We start from the raw sequence: 22,425 nt of genomic DNA on the forward strand, positions 1-22,425 counted from the left end.
ATGGCTGCATTACTTGGTGTCAATATTGACCATGTCGCAACTTTAAGACAAGCACGTGGTACGACGTACCCAGACCCAGTCAATGCTGCATTGATCTGTGAGCAGGCCGGTGCAGAGGGAATTACCCTGCATTTGCGCGAAGACCGTCGACATATTCAGGATGAAGATGTACGTCGTATGCGTCCGGTATTAACTACCCATATGAACCTGGAAATGGCCGTAACTGATGAAATGGTGGCGATTGCTAAAGAAATCCAGCCGCAGCATGTCTGCTTTGTACCAGAAAAGCGTCAGGAAGTGACGACTGAAGGTGGTCTGGATGTCGTTGGTCATTTTGAAGATGTGAAAAAAGCCACCCAGGAACTGTCTGCGATTGGCTGTGACGTGTCGCTATTTATTGATGCAGACATTGCCCAGATTGATGCGGCAGTCGCTTGTGGCGCACCTACAATTGAGCTTCATACAGGTGCTTATGCCGATGCTGACACGCCAGAAGCACAGCAAGTTGAGCTGGATCGCATTATCAAAGGGGCAGAGTATGCGGCTTCTAAAGGTCTGGTGGTCAATGCAGGTCACGGTCTGAACCTGGATAATGTCACTCCAATTGCTGCGATTCCTCAAATTCATGAATTAAATATTGGTCACTCGATTATTGCAGATGCAGTTTTTGTTGGACTGGCGCAAGCTGTACAACAAATGAAGGCTGCAATTAAAGCTGCGCGTTAAGATTGCAAAAGATATATGTCAAATATTGATTATGATGAACTGATGAAGCCTGTCATTGGCTTCTTAGGTTGTGAAACACCAAAAGCCTGGCTCGATGAGGCATTACAGAATCTGGAAATTCTGATGCAGGATCATGCCAACTGTGAGAAGAAAGCAGCCAGTACAGCAATGAACCTGATGTTCCGCTATAGCTTCTTTGTAGATTTACAGGTGAAACTGGCGCAACTGGTACGGGAAGAAATGCTGCACTATGAGCAGGTGCTGGAATTCATGAATAAGCGTGGCCAGCAATGGATTGGACTCAGTGCAGGACGTTATGCAGGTGGCTTACGCAAAGAAATCCGTACCTATGAGCCAGAGGCGCTGATTGATGTGCTGGTGATTGGTGCTTTTGTAGAAGCACGCTCTTGTGAGCGTTTCTATGCGCTTGCTCCGCTGGTGGATGACGAGTTAGGACGCTATTACCGTTACTTGCTCAAATCTGAATCTCGCCATTTTGAGGACTACTTGGCCTTAGCTTTGGATGTGGCTAAAACTGCAAAACTGAAAAATCCGCAAGAAGATATTCAAAGCCGAATTGAGCATATCCGGGAAGTAGAAAAGAATCTGATTCTCAGTCCAGATGAAATGTTCCGTTTCCATAGTGGTGTGCCAACAAAAGCAGCTTAAGAAGCTACTTTATTAAGACATCAAAGAAGATCCTCCAAATCGGGGGATTTTTTTATAACTATAAAGAATCTGTAGCTAACTTATTTATTAAAAGAATTTAAAATAGCCTAAGCGATATAAAATTTAATCTGATGTTTCTTACAGTAAGAGTGGAGAAATTAACATCATGCAAGATAGTAAACGTTGTTATCAACTAAAAATAAGTATGTATAAACACATTTGATTAAATGAAAATATAGTCCAATCTAACTAGGTAAATAAAAGGGCAGAGTAAGAATATATAAGAGAAAAGAAGAATCGAATCATTTTATAAATGAAATTTCAGGCAATAAAAAAGCCCGCTTTAATGCTGCGGGCTTTCTTGAATTTGGCTCTCCCACCTGGGCTCGAACCAGGGACCTGCGGATTAACAGTCCGTCGCTCTACCGACTGAGCTATGGGAGAATCTGAATGCGATTATAGAGAGATTTCATCAAGGGTCAAGCAAAAACTGTCATATTTATTACAAATTGCACTTATCTGATTTTAATTTAAACGATTGCATTAATTTCTTAAAAAATGCTTGTCAGAACAAATTTCACTTGCTAGATTGAAAACATAAAGTCGTTTGACCAAATGGTCAAACAGTGTGGATTTAAACCTACTTGCCAGCACAAAAATGGCTAAACCGGAGAAAGCGAATGAATACGCTCACTATCCCTCAAATTTTCTCTCAACTGTCTTTTTATCAAGATCATTATCTCGAAATTATTCAAGATTCTGCTCAATACTTTACCCCTGTGGCTGGTGCAGAAATCCGTTTATGGCCCTTAGCGACTAAACAGTTATATCTGGGTGACTTGTTGCAACTATGGTTTGCAGAAAAGTGGCTGGTCGAAAAAGAACGCCAATTTAGTTTTGAGATTTTTCTGAACATGCCTGAAGCTCAGAAAAAAGATCTTTATATTTATGAGCTTGCTGGCAATCTTCTGACCGGATCGAACCAGTCTAAAGTGTGGCAAGCTTCTGCTAAAGAAACTCAGGTACTGAGTGTAGCGAATGTTTCTAAGCATTATTTCGAATATCGGGCATTGACCCAGCCGAAACTGGTAAAAGCACCGCAAGGGAAATGGGGCGTACTTTAAGCCTTAAACACGTTAATGGTCGGAATTGAGAAAAATCATGCAGGTTGCTGTGGCATGGGCATAAATACGGCCTTCGTCATCCAGAATTTGACCCTCAGAAATGCCTAGATTTTTACTGAGATTAATTGATTTTCCGATTGCTTTTAGTTCTTGGTTGTGAGGAATTGGACGGCACATTTTTACATTCAGATCAATTGTGCCATAACCGACACCGGCTTCAAGTAAAGTATGAATCGCGCAGCCTGTTACCGTATCTAAAACAGTTGCAGCAAAACCGCCATGTATACCTCCCATAGGATTCAGATGGCGTTCATCAGCTTTTACAACAAAGGTCACGTGTCCCGGTTCGACTTCGCTTGCAGACATGGGAATAGTGGTTGCCATAGGAGGCATAGGTAGGTCGCCCTTAAGCATCTCTTGCATAATCTGCAAACCTGAAAGATTCTTGAGATTCATAGCTTGTCCTTATTATTTTAAATACTGGATTTGAATGACAAGTTTAGGCAGATGGTGCTTCGATCAGCAATAAAAAATTGTATGAGGAAATGTACAAAGCCTTTTACTTATAATGAATCCGGTAAAATAATAATACCGAGGAAGAATAATCATGAAAGCGAGATGTTTATGCGGTGTGACTCGATTTGAAGTTCAGCTTAGAAGTTATGAAGTGGCCGCCTGTCATTGTTCCATGTGCCGCCACACAAGTGGGCCTCTCATGTCGATTGATATAGAAAATATTCACTTTATTGATCAGCAGCATTTATCTGTTGCAAGTACTTCTGAATGGGTAGAGCGTGGTTTTTGCAATGCCTGTGATACTTTTATTTTCTGGCGGACCAAAGATCATTCCTTTGCCAATATTAATGTATTTACTTTGGAGCAACTGCCAGAGGATCTGGATTTCAATTTAGAAATTTATATAGATCATCAGCCAGCATTTTATTCATTTAACAATCAAACCAAAAAAATGACAGAAGCTGAGGTCATTGCCATGTTTCAGCAACCTGATTCCTGAAATAAATATAATCAGATAAAGGAAGAGCAAGTCTGGTGATTTTATCTGATGAAAATAGTGATTAGCAGGTTCGTATTTCAAATAGCGTTCTACTTTTCATGTTGTGATCATTCTTTCTTTTTATTAAATTGTTAAACATTAGAATGAAAAACTCATAATTTCTGAGCTTAAAAAATTATTATTTTCTATAAGCGAACTGAAGATAGAGATTGAACTTTTTTATAAAAATCAATAAATATAAAGATTTATGGCACAAGGATTGTATGTGATTTCCACTGTATATCTCAGTTTTAAATAATTCAGTTTAAAAATAAAACCCGAGAAAAAAATTAAGAATAGAGTGATTTTGCAATGAAACAGTTTTTGCATCTTTGGGTGCCTATTTTTTTGAGTAATAGCATCATAATGTTGGCCGGAATATTTGACATGATTTTCCTGTCTCATTACTCACCGCAACATGTGGCTGCTATGGCTGTGTGTTTATCTATTTATTCTTTATTATTTGTTTCGGGGACGGGGATCTTGCAGGGTATGATGCAGGAACTTGCTGAAGCATATGGGCGACGTGCTTTTGATGATATTCAAAAAATCCTGAAACAGAGCATCCTTATTGTCGGTGTCCTGTCTGTCTTTGCAGGATGGTTATTGACTCATGCGGATCCATTGCTGCATTTATTAAAAGCAGATAGTGCATTACAGGCTTTGATTCAACCTTGTTTATGGTTACTGGCTTGGACGCTTCCAGCACATTTGTTAGTGCGTATTTTATATATTTTAACGCAAGCCTGTGGTCAGGCGAAGCGTGTATTCTATGCCAATATTTTTTATCTGATATTCAAAGTGAGTTTGGCTTATTGCCTGATTTTTGGGATTCAGGGTTATGTGCCCGCCTATGGGGTTGAGGGAGCTTTTATTGCTCATCTGACTGTTCAATGGGCACTATTAGTGGTCTATTACCTGATATTTCTGGAAAAGCAGTTGCGTGTGCACTGGTCGGGACAATTTTTCCATTTTAAGACTTTGCTAAAAATTTTAAGAATCGGCTTACCCTCAGCAATTGTCGTATTTATTGATGTCTTTACAATTAGTGCGATTGCATTATTGATCTTGCCTTTGGGGGAGATAATGGTGAATGCGCATCAAGTAGCGAGGGGTTTGGCTGGCCTGCTGTTTATGGTGCCATTTTCGATGAGCTCTGCCTTTAGCATTCTGGTCTCTACTAGGATTGGTGCAAATCAAGTGCAATCTGCCTGGGCTTTAACTTTTAAAGCGTTACGTGTGGTGGTTGCAAGCGCAGTTGTTCTGGCGGTCTTGATCGCAATTTTTCAGAAACCGATTGTGGCGCTATTTAGTGATCATACGGATGTGCTTACGGTGAGTCTGGCATTGATGTTCTTATTATGCTGGATGCATATTTTTGATGCGATTCTGGTGATTAGCGTCAATATGCTACGCTGCTGGAAAGTGGTGATCTTCCCCATGTTTATTTTTAGTGGTGTACTGCTATTAGGTGGATTGGGCGGAGGCTGGTATTTGGCTTATCATCCAGTGTCGCTCTTCAATCTCAATCTGGATGTTTCGGGAATAAGTGGTTTCTGGTGGATGCTGGCTATTTCCTATACCTTTGCCGCATTGATGTGTTTGCTTTGTTTGGCACTTAAATACCGTAAGCATCTACAAACTGCATAAAAAAACCCGCGATGATCGCGGGTTTTTTTATCTAATCAATTAGATTATTTCGCAGCTTTTTCAGCTTCGATCGAAGCAATCGCCTCATCAACGCCTTCGATAGAATCAGCAGCTTTTTTGATACGTGCAAGTGCATCAACTAATACTTCGTCAGCAGTTGCGTAAGAGATACGCATGAAACCACCTAGACCGAATGCATCGCCAGGAACGACTGCAACGCCAGTTTCTTCTAATAACCAAGCAGAGAATTCTGTGCAAGAGTTCAGACCTTTCGCACGAATCAATGGTTTGATGTTTGCGTATGCATAGAATGCACCATCAGCAGGTAGACAAGAAATACCTTTAATGTCATTCAAGCCATTCACAACTAGGTCATGACGACGTTTGAACGCTTCAACCATTGGTACAAGAACGTCTTGAGGACCATTCAATGCAGCTTCTGCAGCAACTTGTGAAATAGAAGTTGGGTTAGAAGTTGATTGAGACTGGATTTTTTTCATCGCACCGATCAGTTTAGCAGGACCTGCTGCATAGCCGATACGCCAGCCTGTCATTGCATAGGCTTTAGACACACCGTTTAATACGATAGTGCGGTCGTAAAGGTCAGGCGCAACAGTTGCGATGTTGTAGAATTCATCTTCCCAACGGATTGGTTCGTACATGTCATCAGATGCGATGAATACTTCTGGGTATTTACGCAGTACTGCTGCTAAAGCTTCTAATTCAGCTTTAGTGTAGATCATGCCAGTCGGGTTAGAAGGACTGTTTAATACCACTAGACGAGTTTTGTCAGTGATCGCAGCTTCTAATTGCTCAGGAGTAATTTTGAAACGTTGTTCTTCACCACATTTCACGATTACTGGTGTGCCTTCAGCAATGATCACCATGTCTGGATAGCTTACCCAGAATGGAGCAGGGATGATCACTTCATCACCTTTGTTTAACAAAGCAAGTGCCAAGTTAAAGAAAGACTGTTTACCACCACAAGAAACCAGGATTTGGTTCGCTTGATAATCAAGGTTATTGTCACGTTTTAATTTAGCAATAATTGCTTTTTTAAGACCTGGCGTACCATCAACAGCGGTGTATTTGGTGAAACCGTTGTTAATTGCTGCAATTGCTGCATCTTTGATGTGTTGAGGGGTATCAAAATCTGGCTCACCTGCGCCCAAACCAATAACGTTGTGACCAGCAGCTTTCAGTTCAGCAGCCTTGTTTGTCACAGCAAGCGTAGGGGACGGTTTGATGGCATTCACACGATCAGAGAGACGTACGTCCACGGCAGTATTCCTTCTTATAGGGATTAAAAAATAAAAAGCACATTATCTTAGCCTAAAATGGTGCACATTGGGCAAAAGAATTTGGAAAAATATACGAAAAAAATGCTGAATCAGTGCAACCTTATCTTGAACATCGATAGATAGTTTAGATAGACGGGAACTAAGAATATGCTTTGAGAATGAGAATAATAGGGGAAATATAAACTAAAAATGGCCACTTTAAAGTGACCATTTATATGAGGAAGTGTTGTTATTATGCACTAAAACGTGACAAATCTTCTTCAGGACGAGCAGTCAGCACTTCAATGCCATTTTTTGTTACTAAAAGAGTGTGCTCATATTGAGCTGATAATTTATGGTCTTTAGTGACCACAGTCCATTTATCACCCAGCAGTTTGGTTTGCCAAACACCAGCATTTACCATTGGTTCAATCGTAAAAGTCATACCTTCTTCAAGCACCATACCGGTATCTGGCTGACCATAGTGCAGCACCTGCGGTTCATCATGGAAAGTTGTGCCGATTCCGTGGCCACAATATTCACGAACAACGCTAAAACGTTCAGATTCAACATATTTTTGAATCGCATGACCAATATCACCAATCGTTGCACCTGGTTTCACTACCGCCATACCACGATACATAGCTTCTTGAGCGACTTTACATAGACGGTTTGCTAAAATTGAAGTTTCACCACCCACGATGTACATCATATTGGTATCCCCATGGAAACCATCTTTGATGACAGTGACATCAATATTTAAAATATCGCCTTTTTTCAGGATCTTGTTTTCAGATGGGATCCCGTGACAGACCACATGGTTTACAGATGTACAGATTGTATGCTGGAAAGCAGGGCGGCCAGGCGCTGCACCATAACCTAAACATGCAGGAATGGCATTCTGCACATTTACAATATAGTCATGACAAATCGTATCCAATTCCAGTGTTGTTACGCCGGGTTTGATATGCGGTTTGATCATATCCAACACTTCTGCAGCCAGTCGTCCAGCGATACGCATCTTTTCGATATCTTCTGCGGATTTGATTAAACGACGGGGAGCTTGATAAGTAGTGTTCATGATCTCTAAAAACTTTTGGAAATTTGTATGTGACTATGGTATAAATAGCCGCCCATTTTATCAAATGCTTTTTCGTGAATATATTTGCGAGGCTGATTGAATGGTGTATTAAAAATCCGCACATATATCGTCACATTACTCTGGGTGCCCGCAAGGGTGGAGAATGCGGATATATGGAGGCCTAACCCAAACTTTAAGGTAAAGAAAATGGCAGATTACAACGTAAGCATGCGCGACCTTCTACAAGCTGGTGCGCACTTTGGTCACCAAACTCGTTTCTGGAACCCAAAAATGCGTCAATACATCTTTGGCGCGCGTAACAAAATTCACATCATCAACCTTGAGCACACTGTTCCTGCGTTAAATGATGCTTTGAACTTCGCTAACCAACTGGCTAGCAAAAAGAACAAAGTTTTGTTCGTTGGTACTAAACGTGCTGCTTCTGCAATCATCCGTGAACAAGCTCAACGCGCTGGTCAACCATACGTAGATCACCGTTGGTTAGGTGGTATGTTGACGAACTGGAAAACTCTTCGCCAATCTATCAACCGTTTAAAAGACCTTCAAACTCAATCTCAAGACGGTACTTTCGCTAAACTTACTAAACGTGAAGCTTTAGAACGTAGCCGTGAGATGGAAAAACTTGAACGTGCTTTAGGCGGCGTTAAAAACATGGGTGGTTTACCTGACGCATTATTCGTAATCGATGTTGATCACGAAGCGATTGCAATCAAAGAAGCTAAAAACCTTGGTATTCCTGTAATCGGTATCGTTGATACTAACTCTAACCCAGACAACGTAGACTACGTTATTCCGGGTAACGACGATGCGATCCGTGCAGTAACACTTTATGCTTCTGCTATGGCTGATGCGATTCTTGCTGGTAAAGAATATGCTCAATCACAAGCAAATGCACAAGCTAAAGCAGAAGAAGCTCCTGCTTCTGAGGCTTAATGCGTTAGACGCTAGCTTGTCATTTTTGCGACACGTGATGGTGGCAAAGTAAGCGTTATGTATGCAGGCGGCCCATGAGAATCCTCTGGGCCGTTTCTGTTCTAAAAAGAATTCATTTTCTACCGAATTTAGGAGATAAACATGACTGCAGTTACAGCAAGCATGGTTAAAGAACTGCGTGATCGTACTGGTCTAGCAATGATGGAATGTAAAAAAGCTTTGACAGAAGCTGGTGGTGACATCGAATTAGCGATCGACAACCTTCGTAAATCTGGTCAAGCAAAAGCAGCTAAAAAAGCTGGTAACATTGCTGCTGACGGCGCGATCACAATTGCTCAAGAAGGCAATAAAGCAATCCTTCTAGAAGTAAACTGCCAAACTGACTTCGTTGCTAAAGACGAAAACTTTGCTGGTTTCTCTGCGAAAGTTGCTGCTGCTGCACTTGCTGCAAACGAAACTGATGCTGCTAAAATCGCTGAACTTAAACTTGAAGATGGCGCTACTGTAGAAGAAGCTCGTATTGCGCTAGTTCAAAAAATCGGTGAAAACATCCAAGTACGTCGTGCGAAAATTGTTGAAGGTGAAAACCTTGCTGTTTACAAACACGGTCTTCGTATCGGTGTTGTTGTATCTTACTCAGGTGATGCTGAAACAGGTAAAGGCTTGGCAATGCACATTGCTGCATTCAACCCGGTTGCTGTAAACGCTGAACAAGTTCCTGCTGACCTTATCGCGAAAGAAAAAGAAATCGCTGAAGCAAAAGCACTTGAATCTGGCAAACCAGCAAACATTGTTGAGAAAATGGTTGTAGGTTCTGTTGAGAAATACCTGAACGAAGTTGTTCTTGAGCGTCAACAATACGTAATCGACAACGACAAGAAAGTTGCTGAAGTTCTTAAAGCGACTGGTACTACTGTTGCTAACTTCGTTCGTTTCGAAGTGGGTGAAGGTATCGAGAAGAAAGCTGAGCTTTCTTTCGCTGAAGAAGTTGCTGCTGCTCAGGCTGCTGCAAAATAATTCGGTAACGGATTAGAAAAAAGCCCCGAATGGGGCTTTTTTTATGACTAAATAAAGAATAATCAAGGAGGAATTATGGCAAATAAAACCAATATGGGGATCGGGGCTGTCATTGCACTTTTGGTGGCTGCTTATTTAGGTCTGGATTTATCAGAATCTAAACAACAGACCAATACTTTTATACCTTCAGCAGAAATTGCGCTTCAAGAGCAGACTAATGTTCAAAAAAGTACGCATAAGCTTTCTGATGATACCCAGCGTATAGAGCAAGCTTACCAGCACAGACAAAGTGATCTTCAGGTTCAAGCGAGTGGTAAGGTGGTAGTGTTATTGAAAGATGATAATGAAGGTTCCCGTCATCAGAAATTTATTCTGGAATTATCCACTGGTCAAACTGTATTAGTTGCGCACAATATTGATCTGGCGCCACGCATCCAGAATATTCAAAATGGTGACCAGGTTGTGTTTTTTGGTGAGTATGAATATAGCGACAAAGGTGGGGTGATTCATTGGACCCATCATGATCCATCCAATAAGCACATCAGTGGTTGGTTAAAACACCAAGGAAAAACCTATCAATAAGGGAATTTTCCTTGGTTTTATAAATGTAATGATATTACATACGCTTTAAGCGCACTGTATTGCCTCAGATTGACGAGATTTCCATTTAGGTAGAACTTTGCCTAAATAGGCATCCATGCACCATAACGGGCCAATGAGAAGGAATTGAAGGTCTTTGAAGAAAGAAGGCTTTTTACCTTCAACTTTATGTCCATAAAATTGCCCAATCCAGGCAAAAACAAACAAGGCAATAAAGAAGCCGATACCTACAGGTAAAACCCAGATGAACCAAGCCATCATCAGGGTTAGCGCTGCCATTGCTACAGCCAGTACGATGTCTAAACGTGCATAAAACACAAAAGCCAGAACCAGGAGCAGAGCAGTCAGTAAAGCGCTAAAGTGCGCCATGATGCCAATAATGGAAAAATAGATGGTAGGCACGCAGACCCAATGGATCAGTTTGTTGGTTTTGTTTTGATGACTTTCACTATATTCATCTAACCATTCGGATATTGTTTTCATTCTATCGCTCCCATCCATGAACGTACTGTCGGTTTTCAAAATATAAAACAGTTTGGAGGTATGGTCAAAATGAAATCGATAGTGGGTTGATAAGGGTTAGAGAAAGCTTATACCTGAATGGAATAACATCGACAGTATTAAGGATAAAAGCAAGTCGAATGCTTGCTCTACATCACCAAATAAAAAAGCCACATGACTGTGGCTTTTGAGTTAAATGTAGAGCGGTCAAATCTTATGAGTTTGGACCATCTACACGCTCAATATTGACATGTGCAGTACCAGCATTGGTAATACCAAGCTGTTTAGCAGCACCGTAAGATAAATCTAGAACACGGTTGCCATGGAATGGACCACGGTCATTCACCTTCACAACAACACTCTTACCATTGTTTTTGTTAGTCACGCGGATAAAGCAGTTTAATGGCAGGCTACGGTGTGCAGCAGTCATTGCATTCATATCGAATGTTTCACCACTGGCAGTTTTACGGCCATGGAACTGACGACCATACCAAGATGCTGTACCTGTCTGACTGAATTTACGAACTGTGTTTGAAGCAACATTGTTCAGTTTCTCAATCACTGAAGGCTCTTCTGCAGGAATTGCAATTTTTGCTGCAATAGTTTGACGACGAACTTTATCGCCAGAACGCTCAGTGATTGAAAGGCTGTTCAAATTTGTGAAATTTGAATTGAAGCTTTGAGCTTCTTTGTTTAATACACGCGCTGCAAGACGCGAATTGTCATGATCATTATTGAATGATGATGACTGAACCATATCTGCTTGCGATTGCGTTAGGGTAACGGTCGCGGCGATGGCCATAAAATACTTCAGAAAAGAAGAATGCATTGAATCAACTCCTAACAGCATGTTTCATTAGATTGGACCTAAGTAGCTGATAACCCTATAAACATGCCTGATATTTAACTTATGCAACTACATTTAACGAATTGGATAATATTCATGCTGGCAACTGGCTGTCTAGTGTTTAATTAAAATAGTTAAAAAAAGTACGCAAAATAAACAATGAGTGATTAAAAAATAATCAATATTGTAACAAAGCGTAAAAAATGCCTAAAATTTAGGCATTTTGTTTAATAAAAATCTTGACTTTAATAATATGTAGTAATTTTTACTGTTATCGGTTCGTAATTTCTGTACCTAAAAGCCACAATGCAGTGGCATACATACGACTACGATTGTACGTGGTAATCACTTGAAAATTCGGAAAAGTAATATAGTAAATCGGTCCGTAATTTTCTTGTAATTGAATGACATTGACCATATCAAGATCATCAACACGAACAATCGGATTCATCGGACTGATCCCTTGGGTTTTGATTACTCCATAAGGCGTTGGCTGTGTGAGATCCTTGGCGATGACAGAATCAGGATTCGAACCGCTATAACGGGCAGGAAAGGCAATTGGCTGATCTCGTTGCCAGCCATTCTGAGCCAGATAGTTTGCAATTGAACCAATCGCATCTACCGCAGAATTACGTAGATCGATATGGCCATTACCATCATAGTCGACCCCATACTTTGGAATATTACTTGGCATAAACTGCGGATAGCCGACAGCACCTGCATAAGAACCGACGATTGAGGATGCTGACACACCATCCTTATATGACCATGCGATCAATGCCGCCAGTTCATCCTGGAAGTATTGCGCACGACGTTCATAACCAAAGCCAAGAGTTGCCAGTGCATCACGGGTCACAAATGAACCCTTGTTGCTGCCAAAACCGGTCTCTACCCCCAAAATACCCAGAATGATCGATTGTGGTACACCAAACTGCTGCTCAGCGCGATTTAGTGTTGCAGCATATTGCTGCTTGAAACGTACACCACGTTGAATCGTGCCTTCTGACAGAAAATTGGTCTTATAGGCATACCAAGGCTTACTTTCACCTGGACGATTCATGATATTGATAATATTTGGAAGATTTTTTGCTCCCGTCATTGCACTGTCTACTTGCTGAGCACTTAGACCATAGGTCTGCATGGTATTCTGCTTGAAACTGGCATAAGAGGGATGATATTGAAAATCGTTGGCCAGGCTTAAACTACTGAGTCCGAATGCACTGACAAGGATCGAAAGCTGCTTCAATTTTTTATAAAAATTCGATTTCAACATCTTGGTATGATTTCCAATTTTTTGGTAGGTTTGTGGCTATGTCATTTGAATCGTGCCATGAAAAAGATCAATTCACTTTTCTCAATTTTCTGGCATTAGAGGCAATATTAAAGATAACATTCTGATGAATAGGAGTCATATAAACTCCCTTAAAAACAGGAAAAGTTTGGTTGTTTTTTCAGCATTTTGTATTTTAGTTCACAATAACTGTAACAAGCTATTTCTTAAGCCACAGAAAAGCCTGACCGAAGTCAGGCTTAATCTGCATTTTTTAATAAATATGCGGCTTTATTCAGTAAAAAATAAAGTGTCGTGATATTCTGCCATTGCCTGCAATTCATCCTTATTTAAATTCAGGATGATTTTATCTGCTGCAATATTAATCGCCTTGATTACTGCTGAAGCACCAATATCAGCAGCCTTGCGTTTAATCATGCCTAAATCTAAGGTTTTATTAAAGTCGACCATAAAATGACGTACAGTCGCTTCACCAAACTGTTTGTACAAATTGCTGAGACTTTGTTTATCGACACTTTGGCCAGCTTTTAATTCTGCATAATGGTGTTTTAGATTGGTGACCAGATTGGCATCCAGAGGTTCACCAATACGGAAATTTCCTTCCGGATCCTTAAACAGGCTGCGTTCAGAGAAAGCGATCGACTCCTTGACGACTTCATTTGGTGCTTTACCTAGTAACTGTTTGAGTAACACTGCCACAGTAGACTTGATATAGCCCGCCAATTTTTCTGCCGTATCGCGTTTTTCGCTTGCCGGAAAACGGCGTACCAGTTCCGTGAGAATTGCATCAATAATTTCATCATTAATCATTAATGCAGTTTTATCACGCAGTGGATAAAGCGGTTCACTCGAGTTTTTATTTTTCTGTGCAGTCTGAATTGTATTTAATAGTTCTGCAGAAGGAATAAAACCAAAAAAAGGCATTTTTAAACCTCAATGTTTTTTATTGTCGCGCTAAACGAATAGGGCGAGGCATCCATGTGGAATCCGATACACGACAAGGGTTGATATCCAATCCACCACGGCGTGTATAGGTCGCATATACCATCAACTTTTCCGGTTTCAGATTTTGCCAGATATCGGCAAACATCTGTTCCACACATTGTTCGTGAAAACCGTTGTGCTGACGATACGAAATAATATAAGCCAAAATACTCTTATAACAAGGTTTTTTGCCCTGATAGCGTATAAATACTGTACCCCAATCCGGTTGTCCAGTGACTGGGCAGTTACTTCTTAATAAATGTGAATAGAGTTGCACTTCGATATTTTCATCGCTGTGCCGATTTAAAGACAATAAAGAAGCATCTGGATGATTTTCCAGGCGTTCCGGAGTTAGGTCATCAATACAGATACCTTCAGGCTTGGAAATTTCCAGTTCATCAACATGGAAAAGATCCAGTGTGATTTCAGCACCGGCAGCTTTTGAGAGGTCTTTTTCTACAGTTGTAATAAAGGCCTCTTTCGAATCAAACTTGGCAAAGTTCAGACTATTGAAATATAGCTTTAAAGATTTTGATTCAATGAGATTTGGGGAAAATGCTGGCAGGGTAATTCGACCAATTGCCACTTGAGGTACGCCGGCAGCATTTAACCAAGAAATTTCAAATACATGCCACCAGTCTTTACCTTGCTGAATAGCTTCAACATGGGCATATTTTTCACGGGCAGGCGCACGGGAAATCGGGAACAAAATATCGGGTTGATACTCTGTTGGATAGTTGGTGTCTTTACCAAGGAGAGAATGTTCTACACTCATTATTCACGCATTCCTGAACCACGAGACAATAAATAGTAAGCAATACCGTAAAGCACGGCACACCAGAAAGTAATCACGACCAATGAAATGGAAACATTGACATCACTATGACCTAAAATGCCGAAACGGAACGCATTGACCATATACACGATCGGGTTAACTAAAGAGAGATTTTGCCAGAACGGACTTAAGGCTGAAATCGCATAAAATACACCGCCTAAATAGGTCAGTGGTGTAAGTACAAAAGTCGGGATGATCGAAATATCATCAAAAGATTTGGCATAGACAGCATTAATAAAACCGCCTAGAGAGAATAATAGCGAGGTAATGAGTACTGTATATATAGTCACAAACCAGTTAGTAATATAAAGGTCTGCAAAAAACAGGCTCATGGCACTGACAATAATGGCAACAAACAGACCGCGAATTACACCACCCAATACATAGCCCCATAAAATGGCATGTAAAGGTACAGGGCTCATAATTAGCTCTTCAATGCTTTTCTGAAATTTTGAGCTAAAGAAGCTGGAAGAAACGTTGGCATAACTATTAGTAATCACCGCCATCATAATCAGACCAGGGACAATAAATTCCATATAACTATAGCCGCCCATTTCCCCAATACGTGAACCGACCAGATTACCAAAGATCACGAAATATAGACTCATGGTAATGGCAGGTGGCAACAGGGTTTGTGGCCAGATCCGCATAAAGCGGCGAACTTCTTTATGAACGATGGTATATAAGGCGACGCCGAGCTGATTTATATTCATTGTGCAGCTCCATCCAGATTTTTCTCGACCATTTTCACAAACAGTTCTTCTAAGCGATTTGACTTGTTACGCATACTGCGTACCTGAATGTTCTGTGATTCCAGTAACTGGAATAGGTCATTCATACTATGAGCTTTATCCAGTGTCACTTCTAAGGTCATTGGATCTACTAAATTAAATTTCACACCAATAATTTCAATATTTAATGGCTCAATAGGTGCAGCCAGATCGAAGATAAAGGATTCTTCATTGAGCTGATTCAGGAAATTCTTCATGGTGGTATCTTCTTTGATCACACCACGATCGATAATCGCAATTTGACGACACAACATCTCTGCTTCTTCCAGATAATGAGTCGTTAAAATAATAGAAGTACCATTACCGTTCATTTCATTAAGAAAATCCCACATGGAACGACGCAATTCGATATCCACACCGGCTGTTGGTTCATCCAGAATCAATAATTTTGGTTCATGCATCATCGCACGAGCGATCATCAGGCGACGTTTCATACCCCCTGAAAGCATACGAGCTTGGGTAGAGCGTTTTTCCCAAAGACCGAGTTTATTTAAATATTCTTCAGCACGCGCCTGGGCAACTTTTTTAGGAATACCGTAATAACCGGCTTGAGTGACAAGAATATCAAAAGTTTTTTCAAACTGGGCAAAGTTAAATTCTTGGGGCACCACACCTAGACATTGTTTGGCTTCAGAAGGGTGGGTATCCAGATTGTGGCCAAAAATCTCAACGGTTCCAGAGGTTTTTCTTGTTAATGAACTGATAATACCAATAGTAGTGGACTTGCCCGCACCATTAGGTCCTAACAGGGCATAGAATTCACCTTCAGGTACAGTTAAGTTGATTCCTTTAAGTGCCTGAAAACCATTTCCATAGGTCTTCGACAAATCCCTTAATGTCAGCGCATCAGTCATAGAGATCTCAAATGGTGAAAAGTTGAGATATTGTGAGTGATCTTGCAAAATAAACCAAGTCATTCACATGGAATTCTCTGTTGCTGTTTTGGCACACTGTATAAAGGATAAGCATAAAAATAACGAAGTTATAGATAGTTGCTTTACCTTATGCGAATTTTTGTTATGATGTGCATCGCGCGCTCATAGCTCAACTGGATAGAGTACAGGTCTCCGAAGCCTGTGGCGTGGGTTCGAGTCCCGCTGAGCGCACCATCATTTTATTAATTCACTTACCTCATTAGACTAAAAAAACAATTCCAGATTTATAAAATAAATTATGGATTCTACTCCTCTTCATCCTGATGTTTTTGACGTATTTGATCTCTTTTCACCTGAGGGTCTTGATCTACGCCTAACTGACCGCGTTGAATCTCTCGATCTTGTTTCTCTTGTGGATCTAACTCTTCTTCTGGAAACTCTTCATTCAGTTCTTCATCTGGTTTAGCCATCGGGAATTACCTCTTGGAAATATAAGTAGTAATGTCTGTAGAAGATGCTCTTGTACGTCTTATTCTATAAAAGTGGTTGAATTACATTGTTGTATTTATAGTTTGTTTAATCTCATAAATTGTTGTTTCTATAAATAGATGTGCTGAGTAGTTTTTCTATCAAAAAAATTAGTATCTTATGCTCACAATAAAAATGAGATATAGATATGAAAAAATTATTATCCATTGGGTTAATGATTGGGGCTTCTTCAGTTGCTGGAGCGAATACACCTTTAGCTATTCAATATGGTAATCCTGCTCCAAAAGATAAAGCAGTTATTACGACTACACCTTATTATGCTCAAGAAAACCTAATAAGTCAGTACTCTTTAGCTTTTGGTTACGCCGGTTCAAAAATAGGGTAAGACAGCTTTTTGGGTACTGAATCATTCGATGGGCTGTTTATTAATGGTGAATATCAATCCCATCCGACTGCCAGCTTATGGGCCGAATATAAATTTCAAAGCTCAGATATTGATTACAATCAAGTTACAATTGGGATAAAAAATAAATTTCTGGAAAATGATCAGTTTTATTCAGCAATTTCTATAGGTCTGGGAATGAGCTGGATAGATGAAAGTGAAACGGATGCAGATCTTGGTCGAGTCGATCTGGAATTGGATTATTTTATAATTCCTATTGCCTTGGAAGTCGGTTATAAAATTGCTCCTGAAGCAGATTTATTTGGATCTTTTGGTTATCAATGGATGTTTAACCGTGATGCCAAGATTTGTATGAATGGCGCATGTGTCTCTGGCAAGAGTGATGATCTGGACTTGAATGGGGTTACTTATCAATTTGGTTTTCGCTATTACTTTTAGTGGCTAATCAATCGCCTTAATAGCGAACTCTTTTACTTAAAACTTAAAATTGTATCTAGCTAAAATTATTCATTTTTCACATAAATAAAGAATATTTTTATTAAAATTTAAATAGGTAGGATATAGAGATTGAAAAGAATAGAGTTGTTTGTAGTGCTCTATTGATCCAGCCAAAATATTCTAATCTGCTTTTGAAAAAGCACAATTTAAATATTGTATAAGTCTTCTTTTAGAAGTGTAAAAGTGTATTGTAGGTAAAAAAAATCCTGCTATATTGAACTCATGGTAGGTCATAAAACGAAACGACGCTACCAATAAGTTGGACGGATCAATGACAGTTAGTTGAGCTCGAACTTAGGTTCAGGCAATAAATCTAGCACTAGCCATCCAACACAGAGCCCGCAGCGATGCGGGCTTTTTAATGCAAAATTTTAAGCGAGAGTTATTAATAATTTCGATTCTTTTATTTGTATAGCACATTCTTCATTAGCGACTATATATATAGTCGATAAAAGGTGCTCGCTAAAAAATCTTACATATTCGTTTGAAAGCCTTTCAAATAACTATGTTATAAGAATTCAGACAAGCAAATTTAATAATGCCAATAAAGGGAGGTATGACGATGACAGAAGGTTTAATTGAAGTGCAAGTCAAAAACCAGTATGGCAAAACCCTGAATGTAAAAGCATTACTACGTGCCGGTGCTCAGCATAGTGATCCGTCCCAGCGTTTGGAACAGCAAGTCGAATATATTGTAGTGGATGATGAAATTATCAGACCAACAATTGAACTGTTATTTGCCAGTGAGCAGACCGACTGCATCTATCGTGTTTTGGATGCTAAATAAGGATCCGGGATTCATTAAGCTGCTTTATGACGTTTAAAGAAAGATATAGCTCATCCAATGATGAGCTTGATTTTGATATCTTAGTTCACTTCTTTATCAAATTGTTTGATGCAGAATACAAACTGATAAATTTAATTCAAAGAGATTGGATAAATTCCTATCATTGCTCAGTTTTATCATTTTTTTATATTAAATAATATCAAACTATCTATATAGATGATCTAAATTAATTTCTTCGAAAATACGCTCTAAGAAAAGCATTATTTCAGAAAACTTTTAATGTGACATTTACATCATAACGGTCAAACTCGTCCAGAATTTGATGAAGCGTTTGTTGTCCCAATGCATCTGCAGCTGCAATTTGTACTTCCTGATTGGTCTCGCTGTCAAAGCATTCAATCGTCTGAATCAGCCATTGATGTTCATAGGCAGTTTTCTCAATCAGTATGCGACGTGGTTGCAGCGCATCACTGATCTGGCGAGGCAAGACATACGTGATCGCCAACTGAATATGTTCTAGTTCATCGGCAACACTGACAAAAGTAATGACCCAGTTTCCCACCTTGCTCAGTTGCATGGGATTATCAAAGGTATCGAATTCAAGATAGTGTTGCATAAGCGTGGGAAGAATAAAAAGTAATACATTCTATATGGCTTTAAATCCTTAATATAGCTATGCATCTATAGTTGAAAGTAAATGAATACAACTACTTTTGAACAAATTAAAATTATATTTTTCAATTAAATAGAAAAATTTTTTCGCCGGATTTATTCATCTTTAAACTTAAGATAGACTTAAAAAGACTGAATCTATGAAGAGTTTTAAGCCTGAGCACGCAACATGGATAAAGCATGGCTAATTTGCTTGAACAGTTGGTTTAACTCTTGTGAAGGCATGCGGCTTTCCTGGAGAAGTGTCAACCATTGCACCTGACAGACTTTTAAGGCATTGATATCTGGTGCCTGAGCAATATTTTGAATGTGTTGATTGGCCAATAAGCCACAGTATTTTTTTAAACTGTCTAGCATCAAGCTGCGTACCTGTTCTTGGTTGAGTGCTATATAGGTAATGTCAGCAGGTACGTCAGGCACGTGGGTCGTGGCAACTAATGTCGTGGTAATCGGCGCTTCAAGATCGGCAGATGGGGCAGGACTGGTGATTGAAGTCTGAATATTTGATTCAGGAAAGTGTGGAAATGAGGCTTTTACTGAGTTATTAGCAGGCGCTGAAGTTTGTGCTGACTCTGTACCGACTGCTGCATTTGAAGTCTCTAACTCTTGTACTTCAATCAGTCCTATATCACACAATTGTTGCAGCAAATCATGTGGTGCAATACGCGCTTTAAACTGAGGTGTGAGTAAATCAAAATCTTCAGTGCCAATTAAAACCAAAAGACGTCTTTGACGTGCATTAAGCTCGACATTACGATGTTGAAGAACATGTAGACCCTTTGCAGTTTTTGAATAGCGCATCATACCTGAATGCCTTATATACAGAATTCAGGTAGATGCTAATATTAGAAAATTACACTAATATGAAGATGCTGTTAAATTTACTTAAAATTAAAGAGTTGTAATTGCAGTATTTTCTAAAGCCTTACGCAGATAAGGATCGAGATCCTCCTGACGAAGCAGCCATTGCACATAGTCAGCAGGCAGTTCAGCAATCGCAGTGCCACGATGCTTGCCAAAATTGATGGTACGTGGAATACGCGCATCTTCAGAAGCTTCATATAGTTCTTCAATACTGCTGATTTTCAGGTGATGCACAATATGCATCAGGATATTCGCAGTCAGAATAATATCCATATCAGCACGATGCGCTTTACGGATCATTTCACGGGCACGGTCGCTGCCACGGGTGATCATATAAATCAGGGCAGAGATATTGTGGGCCTCAGCATCTGGCCAAACTCGGCGGGCGAGGGCAAGGGTACAAATTGCTTTAATATTCGATGAATCGACGCCACATTTTTCTAGGGCACGAATATCATAATCAATATTATGGCCTATGATATAAGTAGTTTCTTGCGGGAGTTCAAAGCTGCTGTAGTGCGGTTGTCCTTCCAGATCAGATTGCAGAATATGATGCACGGCCATGGCTGCAAAAGAAATCGGTTCATCACAGCTATAGAGCTGATCAAACAGTCGGCTTTTATCCAGACTAATTTTATGGTCTATGATCTCTATAGGCGCATAGGCAATTTCAATGGGTTGACCATTCAAGGTATGAGTTTCAGTATCGAGAATGATAGCCTGCATGACGGAAATATGCCTGAAAAAAGTGGATATCAAAATCTAACATTATTATTTCAATCCTGACAGTTGAAATGCCGGATTTCAACTTTAATTGCAGACTTTTTGACTGATATAGAACACTTGTAATCTACACTTATAAATAAAAGTTTTTAAAGTTTCTGTAAATATTTCCAGAACTTAAATTTATCATGTCGGAATGGTCATAAATTAAATTGCTATTTATTAGAAAAATAACAAAATAATCTCTTGTAATTAATGAAATAACTTGGGAAATTATTCTCTAGTTTTATCAACGGATAAAGATAAAACTTTAAAATCATGAGAGATAATAATTAAGACAAGGATAAGATCGATGAAACGTCATGTATTGACTGGTTCTCTACTCGCGCTAAGCATAGCTTTAACTGCCTGTAATGATAGCGATGATGATGGTAATTTTGAGTCCAAACCCGCTATTCCGGTAAATAATATTGCCAATCCGGTTGTAGCAACGCCTGTGGCTTATACCGAAACGGACCTGACAGCTGTTGCCGATGAAAGCGTGGTTATGACTTATAAGATGTTAGGTATCAATAATAACGAAACCCAAGCGACGGCACTGCTTTTCACTCCAAAAGGAACGCCTCCTGCAAAAGGTTGGCCTATAGTAGCCTGGGCACATGGTACGACGGGTGTGGCCGATCAGTGTGCACCAAGTCGCAATGAAATAAATCCTTATATCAAAAATATGATTGCCGGATTTCTTCAAGCGGGATATGTGGTCGTTGCACCTGATTATGAAGGTTTAGGAGAGCCGGGTGGAAAAGAACTTCATCCTTTCCTTAATCTTAAGAGTGAAGCTTATTCAATTACCGATGCTGTAGTCGCAGCAAAAGACTATTTAGGTTCGGATGCCTCTAATCAATGGATGGCTGTCGGTCATTCTCAAGGTGGTCAAGCGGCTTTAGGCGCTGCCCAATATGCAGCACGTGCTTCTCAAATGACTTATAAAGGTACAGTAGCTTTAGCTCCTGCTTCTAATTTTAGTTTGATTTTGGCAGGTGGTGAGGCTCAAGCTGGACAAGAACCAGATCTGAATAAAAAGATTCAAACTCTAGCATCTTTAGATACTTTTACCGCGCTGATCGCCGCGGGATTGCTTAATCCGAATCCAAATCTGCAATATAGTCAGGTCTTTAAAACACCAACAGATGAGATTGCCAAGAATGCTGAAACAGACTGTTATGATGTATTAGGCAATAAATTCGGTACGGCAATGGGAGCTTATGCTCAAACCAATGGAAATCTAGAAGGATATCCGCGTACTCAAGCTAATTTTATGAGTATTCCAGTAGTGAAGAATTTCCTGGATAAAGACTCTCAGCCTTTACAGGTTAAAGTGTCTACACCTGTGATTATTTATCAGGGAGAGGCGGATAGTACTGTTCCAAAGGCTGCAACGGATGTTTTAGTAAGCTTAGCGAATCAGAAACAAACCTCGGTACGATATATTACGGACGGTTCATGGGATCATGGTAGCGTCTATGCACTGAATATTGCTAATATTATTTCAGATGTAAAATCTCTAATGCCAATTCAATAACTTATTTTTATCTCTATAGCTCATGTTTTTTAAGCATGAGCTATTTTTATTGCAAACTGAATAAAGTTCATGATCGAAATTGGCAAAGTTCATGTTACAATACGCGCCAATCTTAGCACGGCTTAAAA

26 protein-coding genes and 2 tRNA genes are annotated in these 22,425 nt (G+C 39.8%); 13 read left to right on the plus strand and 15 right to left on the minus strand.

The window, feature by feature from the left end:
• Both pdxJ and RJ01_RS11775 read left to right on the plus strand, forming a co-directional pair.
• Positions 1-726, plus strand: a complete 726-nt coding sequence (gene pdxJ, locus RJ01_RS11770; protein ID WP_034171229.1) for a pyridoxine 5'-phosphate synthase — start codon at positions 1-3, stop codon at positions 724-726.
• Positions 727-741: 15 nt separating this feature from the next.
• A complete protein-coding gene (locus RJ01_RS11775; RefSeq protein ID WP_034171230.1) occupies positions 742-1,395 on the plus strand; it encodes a tRNA-(ms[2]io[6]A)-hydroxylase in 654 nt (217 codons plus the stop codon).
• A 368-nt stretch (positions 1,396-1,763) separates the two neighbouring features.
• Here the strand turns inward: RJ01_RS11775 and RJ01_RS11780 are convergent.
• Positions 1,764-1,839, minus strand: a tRNA-Asn gene (locus RJ01_RS11780).
• 236 nt (positions 1,840-2,075) lie between these two features.
• On the opposite strand from RJ01_RS11780, the gene RJ01_RS11785 reads away from it, so the two are divergent.
• Entirely contained in the window at positions 2,076-2,519 is a 444-nt protein-coding gene (locus RJ01_RS11785; RefSeq protein WP_034171231.1) for a hypothetical protein, read from the plus strand.
• Positions 2,520-2,531: 12 nt separating this feature from the next.
• Here RJ01_RS11785 and RJ01_RS11790 read toward each other — a convergent pair whose 3' ends face one another.
• Positions 2,532-2,975: a PaaI family thioesterase gene (locus RJ01_RS11790; protein ID WP_034171232.1), complete on the minus strand. Its 444-nt coding sequence runs from the start codon at positions 2,973-2,975 to the stop codon at positions 2,532-2,534.
• A 151-nt stretch (positions 2,976-3,126) separates the two neighbouring features.
• Here RJ01_RS11790 and RJ01_RS11795 point away from each other — a divergent pair, with 151 nt between their 5' ends.
• Together RJ01_RS11795 and RJ01_RS11800 are read left to right on the plus strand one after the other, a co-directional pair.
• Positions 3,127-3,534, plus strand: a complete 408-nt coding sequence (locus RJ01_RS11795; RefSeq protein WP_034171233.1) for a GFA family protein — start codon at positions 3,127-3,129, stop codon at positions 3,532-3,534.
• Positions 3,535-3,960: 426 nt separating this feature from the next.
• Positions 3,961-5,223, plus strand: coding sequence for an MATE family efflux transporter (locus RJ01_RS11800; RefSeq protein WP_228761268.1), 1,263 nt, complete (start codon positions 3,961-3,963; stop codon positions 5,221-5,223).
• A gap of 44 nt (positions 5,224-5,267) precedes the next feature.
• Here the strand turns inward: RJ01_RS11800 and RJ01_RS11805 are convergent, their stop codons facing one another.
• Entirely contained in the window at positions 5,268-6,503 is a 1,236-nt protein-coding gene (locus tag RJ01_RS11805; protein WP_005236666.1) for a pyridoxal phosphate-dependent aminotransferase, read from the minus strand.
• Positions 6,504-6,756: 253 nt separating this feature from the next.
• On the minus strand, positions 6,757-7,584 hold the full coding sequence (map, locus tag RJ01_RS11810; RefSeq protein ID WP_004784494.1) for a type I methionyl aminopeptidase: 828 nt from the start codon (positions 7,582-7,584) through the stop codon (positions 6,757-6,759).
• A gap of 207 nt (positions 7,585-7,791) precedes the next feature.
• On the opposite strand from map, the gene rpsB reads away from it, so the two are divergent.
• The 3 genes from rpsB to RJ01_RS11825 all read left to right on the plus strand — a co-directional run bounded on the left by rpsB (position 7,792) and on the right by RJ01_RS11825 (position 10,137).
• A complete protein-coding gene (rpsB, locus tag RJ01_RS11815; protein ID WP_004784492.1) occupies positions 7,792-8,538 on the plus strand; it encodes a 30S ribosomal protein S2 in 747 nt (248 codons plus the stop codon).
• A 141-nt stretch (positions 8,539-8,679) separates the two neighbouring features.
• Positions 8,680-9,555 carry a translation elongation factor Ts gene (gene tsf / locus RJ01_RS11820; protein WP_004784491.1) on the plus strand — a complete coding sequence of 292 codons (876 nt, stop codon included), beginning with the start codon at positions 8,680-8,682 and terminating at the stop codon, positions 9,553-9,555.
• 75 nt (positions 9,556-9,630) lie between these two features.
• Positions 9,631-10,137: a DUF3465 domain-containing protein gene (locus RJ01_RS11825; RefSeq protein WP_034171234.1), complete on the plus strand. Its 507-nt coding sequence runs from the start codon at positions 9,631-9,633 to the stop codon at positions 10,135-10,137.
• Positions 10,138-10,182: 45 nt separating this feature from the next.
• Here RJ01_RS11825 and RJ01_RS11830 read toward each other — a convergent pair whose 3' ends face one another.
• From RJ01_RS11830 to RJ01_RS11860, 7 genes are all read right to left on the minus strand, one after another.
• Complete coding sequence (locus RJ01_RS11830; protein ID WP_005236656.1) at positions 10,183-10,638, minus strand: DUF962 domain-containing protein; 456 nt, start codon at positions 10,636-10,638, stop codon at positions 10,183-10,185.
• A gap of 232 nt (positions 10,639-10,870) precedes the next feature.
• Complete coding sequence (locus RJ01_RS11835; RefSeq protein ID WP_004784482.1) at positions 10,871-11,485, minus strand: septal ring lytic transglycosylase RlpA family protein; 615 nt, start codon at positions 11,483-11,485, stop codon at positions 10,871-10,873.
• 289 nt (positions 11,486-11,774) lie between these two features.
• The gene (mltB, locus tag RJ01_RS11840; RefSeq protein WP_034171235.1) at positions 11,775-12,776 is read right to left on the minus strand and encodes a lytic murein transglycosylase B; all 1,002 of its coding nucleotides are present in this window, start codon (positions 12,774-12,776) and stop codon (positions 11,775-11,777) included.
• A gap of 288 nt (positions 12,777-13,064) precedes the next feature.
• Positions 13,065-13,718: a hypothetical protein gene (locus tag RJ01_RS11845; protein ID WP_004784477.1), complete on the minus strand. Its 654-nt coding sequence runs from the start codon at positions 13,716-13,718 to the stop codon at positions 13,065-13,067.
• Positions 13,719-13,737: 19 nt separating this feature from the next.
• A complete protein-coding gene (queF, locus tag RJ01_RS11850; RefSeq protein ID WP_034171236.1) occupies positions 13,738-14,553 on the minus strand; it encodes an NADPH-dependent 7-cyano-7-deazaguanine reductase QueF in 816 nt (271 codons plus the stop codon).
• Positions 14,553-15,326 carry an ABC transporter permease gene (locus tag RJ01_RS11855; RefSeq protein ID WP_004784472.1) on the minus strand — a complete coding sequence of 258 codons (774 nt, stop codon included), beginning with the start codon at positions 15,324-15,326 and terminating at the stop codon, positions 14,553-14,555. The genes queF and RJ01_RS11855 overlap by 1 nt, the downstream gene beginning before the upstream one ends.
• Entirely contained in the window at positions 15,323-16,258 is a 936-nt protein-coding gene (locus tag RJ01_RS11860; RefSeq protein ID WP_034171237.1) for an ABC transporter ATP-binding protein, read from the minus strand. Before RJ01_RS11860 ends, RJ01_RS11855 begins: the two co-directional genes overlap by 4 nt.
• Before the next feature lie 179 nt (positions 16,259-16,437).
• On the opposite strand from RJ01_RS11860, the gene RJ01_RS11865 reads away from it, so the two are divergent.
• A tRNA-Arg gene (locus tag RJ01_RS11865) sits at positions 16,438-16,513 on the plus strand.
• Positions 16,514-16,584: 71 nt separating this feature from the next.
• Here RJ01_RS11865 and RJ01_RS16430 read toward each other — a convergent pair.
• Positions 16,585-16,749, minus strand: coding sequence for a hypothetical protein (locus tag RJ01_RS16430; RefSeq protein ID WP_162835341.1), 165 nt, complete (start codon positions 16,747-16,749; stop codon positions 16,585-16,587).
• Between the two features lie 206 nt (positions 16,750-16,955).
• On the opposite strand from RJ01_RS16430, the gene RJ01_RS16595 reads away from it, so the two are divergent.
• The 3 genes from RJ01_RS16595 to RJ01_RS11875 all read left to right on the plus strand — a co-directional run bounded on the left by RJ01_RS16595 (position 16,956) and on the right by RJ01_RS11875 (position 18,456).
• Positions 16,956-17,153, plus strand: a complete 198-nt coding sequence (locus RJ01_RS16595) for a hypothetical protein (RefSeq protein ID WP_227504427.1) — start codon at positions 16,956-16,958, stop codon at positions 17,151-17,153.
• A gap of 195 nt (positions 17,154-17,348) precedes the next feature.
• Positions 17,349-17,609 (plus strand): hypothetical protein, encoded by a 261-nt coding sequence (locus RJ01_RS16600; RefSeq protein WP_227504428.1) that lies wholly within the window; start codon positions 17,349-17,351, stop codon positions 17,607-17,609.
• A 622-nt stretch (positions 17,610-18,231) separates the two neighbouring features.
• The gene (locus RJ01_RS11875) at positions 18,232-18,456 is read left to right on the plus strand and encodes a hypothetical protein (protein ID WP_034171238.1); all 225 of its coding nucleotides are present in this window, start codon (positions 18,232-18,234) and stop codon (positions 18,454-18,456) included.
• Positions 18,457-18,721: 265 nt separating this feature from the next.
• On the opposite strand, the gene RJ01_RS11880 is transcribed toward RJ01_RS11875, so the two are convergent.
• The 3 genes from RJ01_RS11880 to RJ01_RS11890 form a co-directional block, all read right to left on the minus strand.
• Entirely contained in the window at positions 18,722-19,072 is a 351-nt protein-coding gene (locus tag RJ01_RS11880) for a hypothetical protein (protein ID WP_034171239.1), read from the minus strand.
• 206 nt (positions 19,073-19,278) lie between these two features.
• On the minus strand, positions 19,279-19,932 hold the full coding sequence (locus RJ01_RS11885; RefSeq protein WP_034171240.1) for a hypothetical protein: 654 nt from the start codon (positions 19,930-19,932) through the stop codon (positions 19,279-19,281).
• An 87-nt stretch (positions 19,933-20,019) separates the two neighbouring features.
• Positions 20,020-20,718: a DUF3820 family protein gene (locus tag RJ01_RS11890; protein ID WP_034171241.1), complete on the minus strand. Its 699-nt coding sequence runs from the start codon at positions 20,716-20,718 to the stop codon at positions 20,020-20,022.
• A gap of 349 nt (positions 20,719-21,067) precedes the next feature.
• Between RJ01_RS11890 and RJ01_RS11895 the strand changes: the two genes are divergently transcribed.
• Positions 21,068-22,297: an alpha/beta fold hydrolase gene (locus RJ01_RS11895; RefSeq protein WP_034171242.1), complete on the plus strand. Its 1,230-nt coding sequence runs from the start codon at positions 21,068-21,070 to the stop codon at positions 22,295-22,297.
• Positions 22,298-22,425 lie beyond the last annotated feature (128 nt).

This window comes from Acinetobacter sp. YZS-X1-1 (assembly GCF_000804305.1).
In the GTDB taxonomy this organism is placed as follows: Bacteria; Pseudomonadota; Gammaproteobacteria; order Pseudomonadales; family Moraxellaceae; genus Acinetobacter; species Acinetobacter variabilis.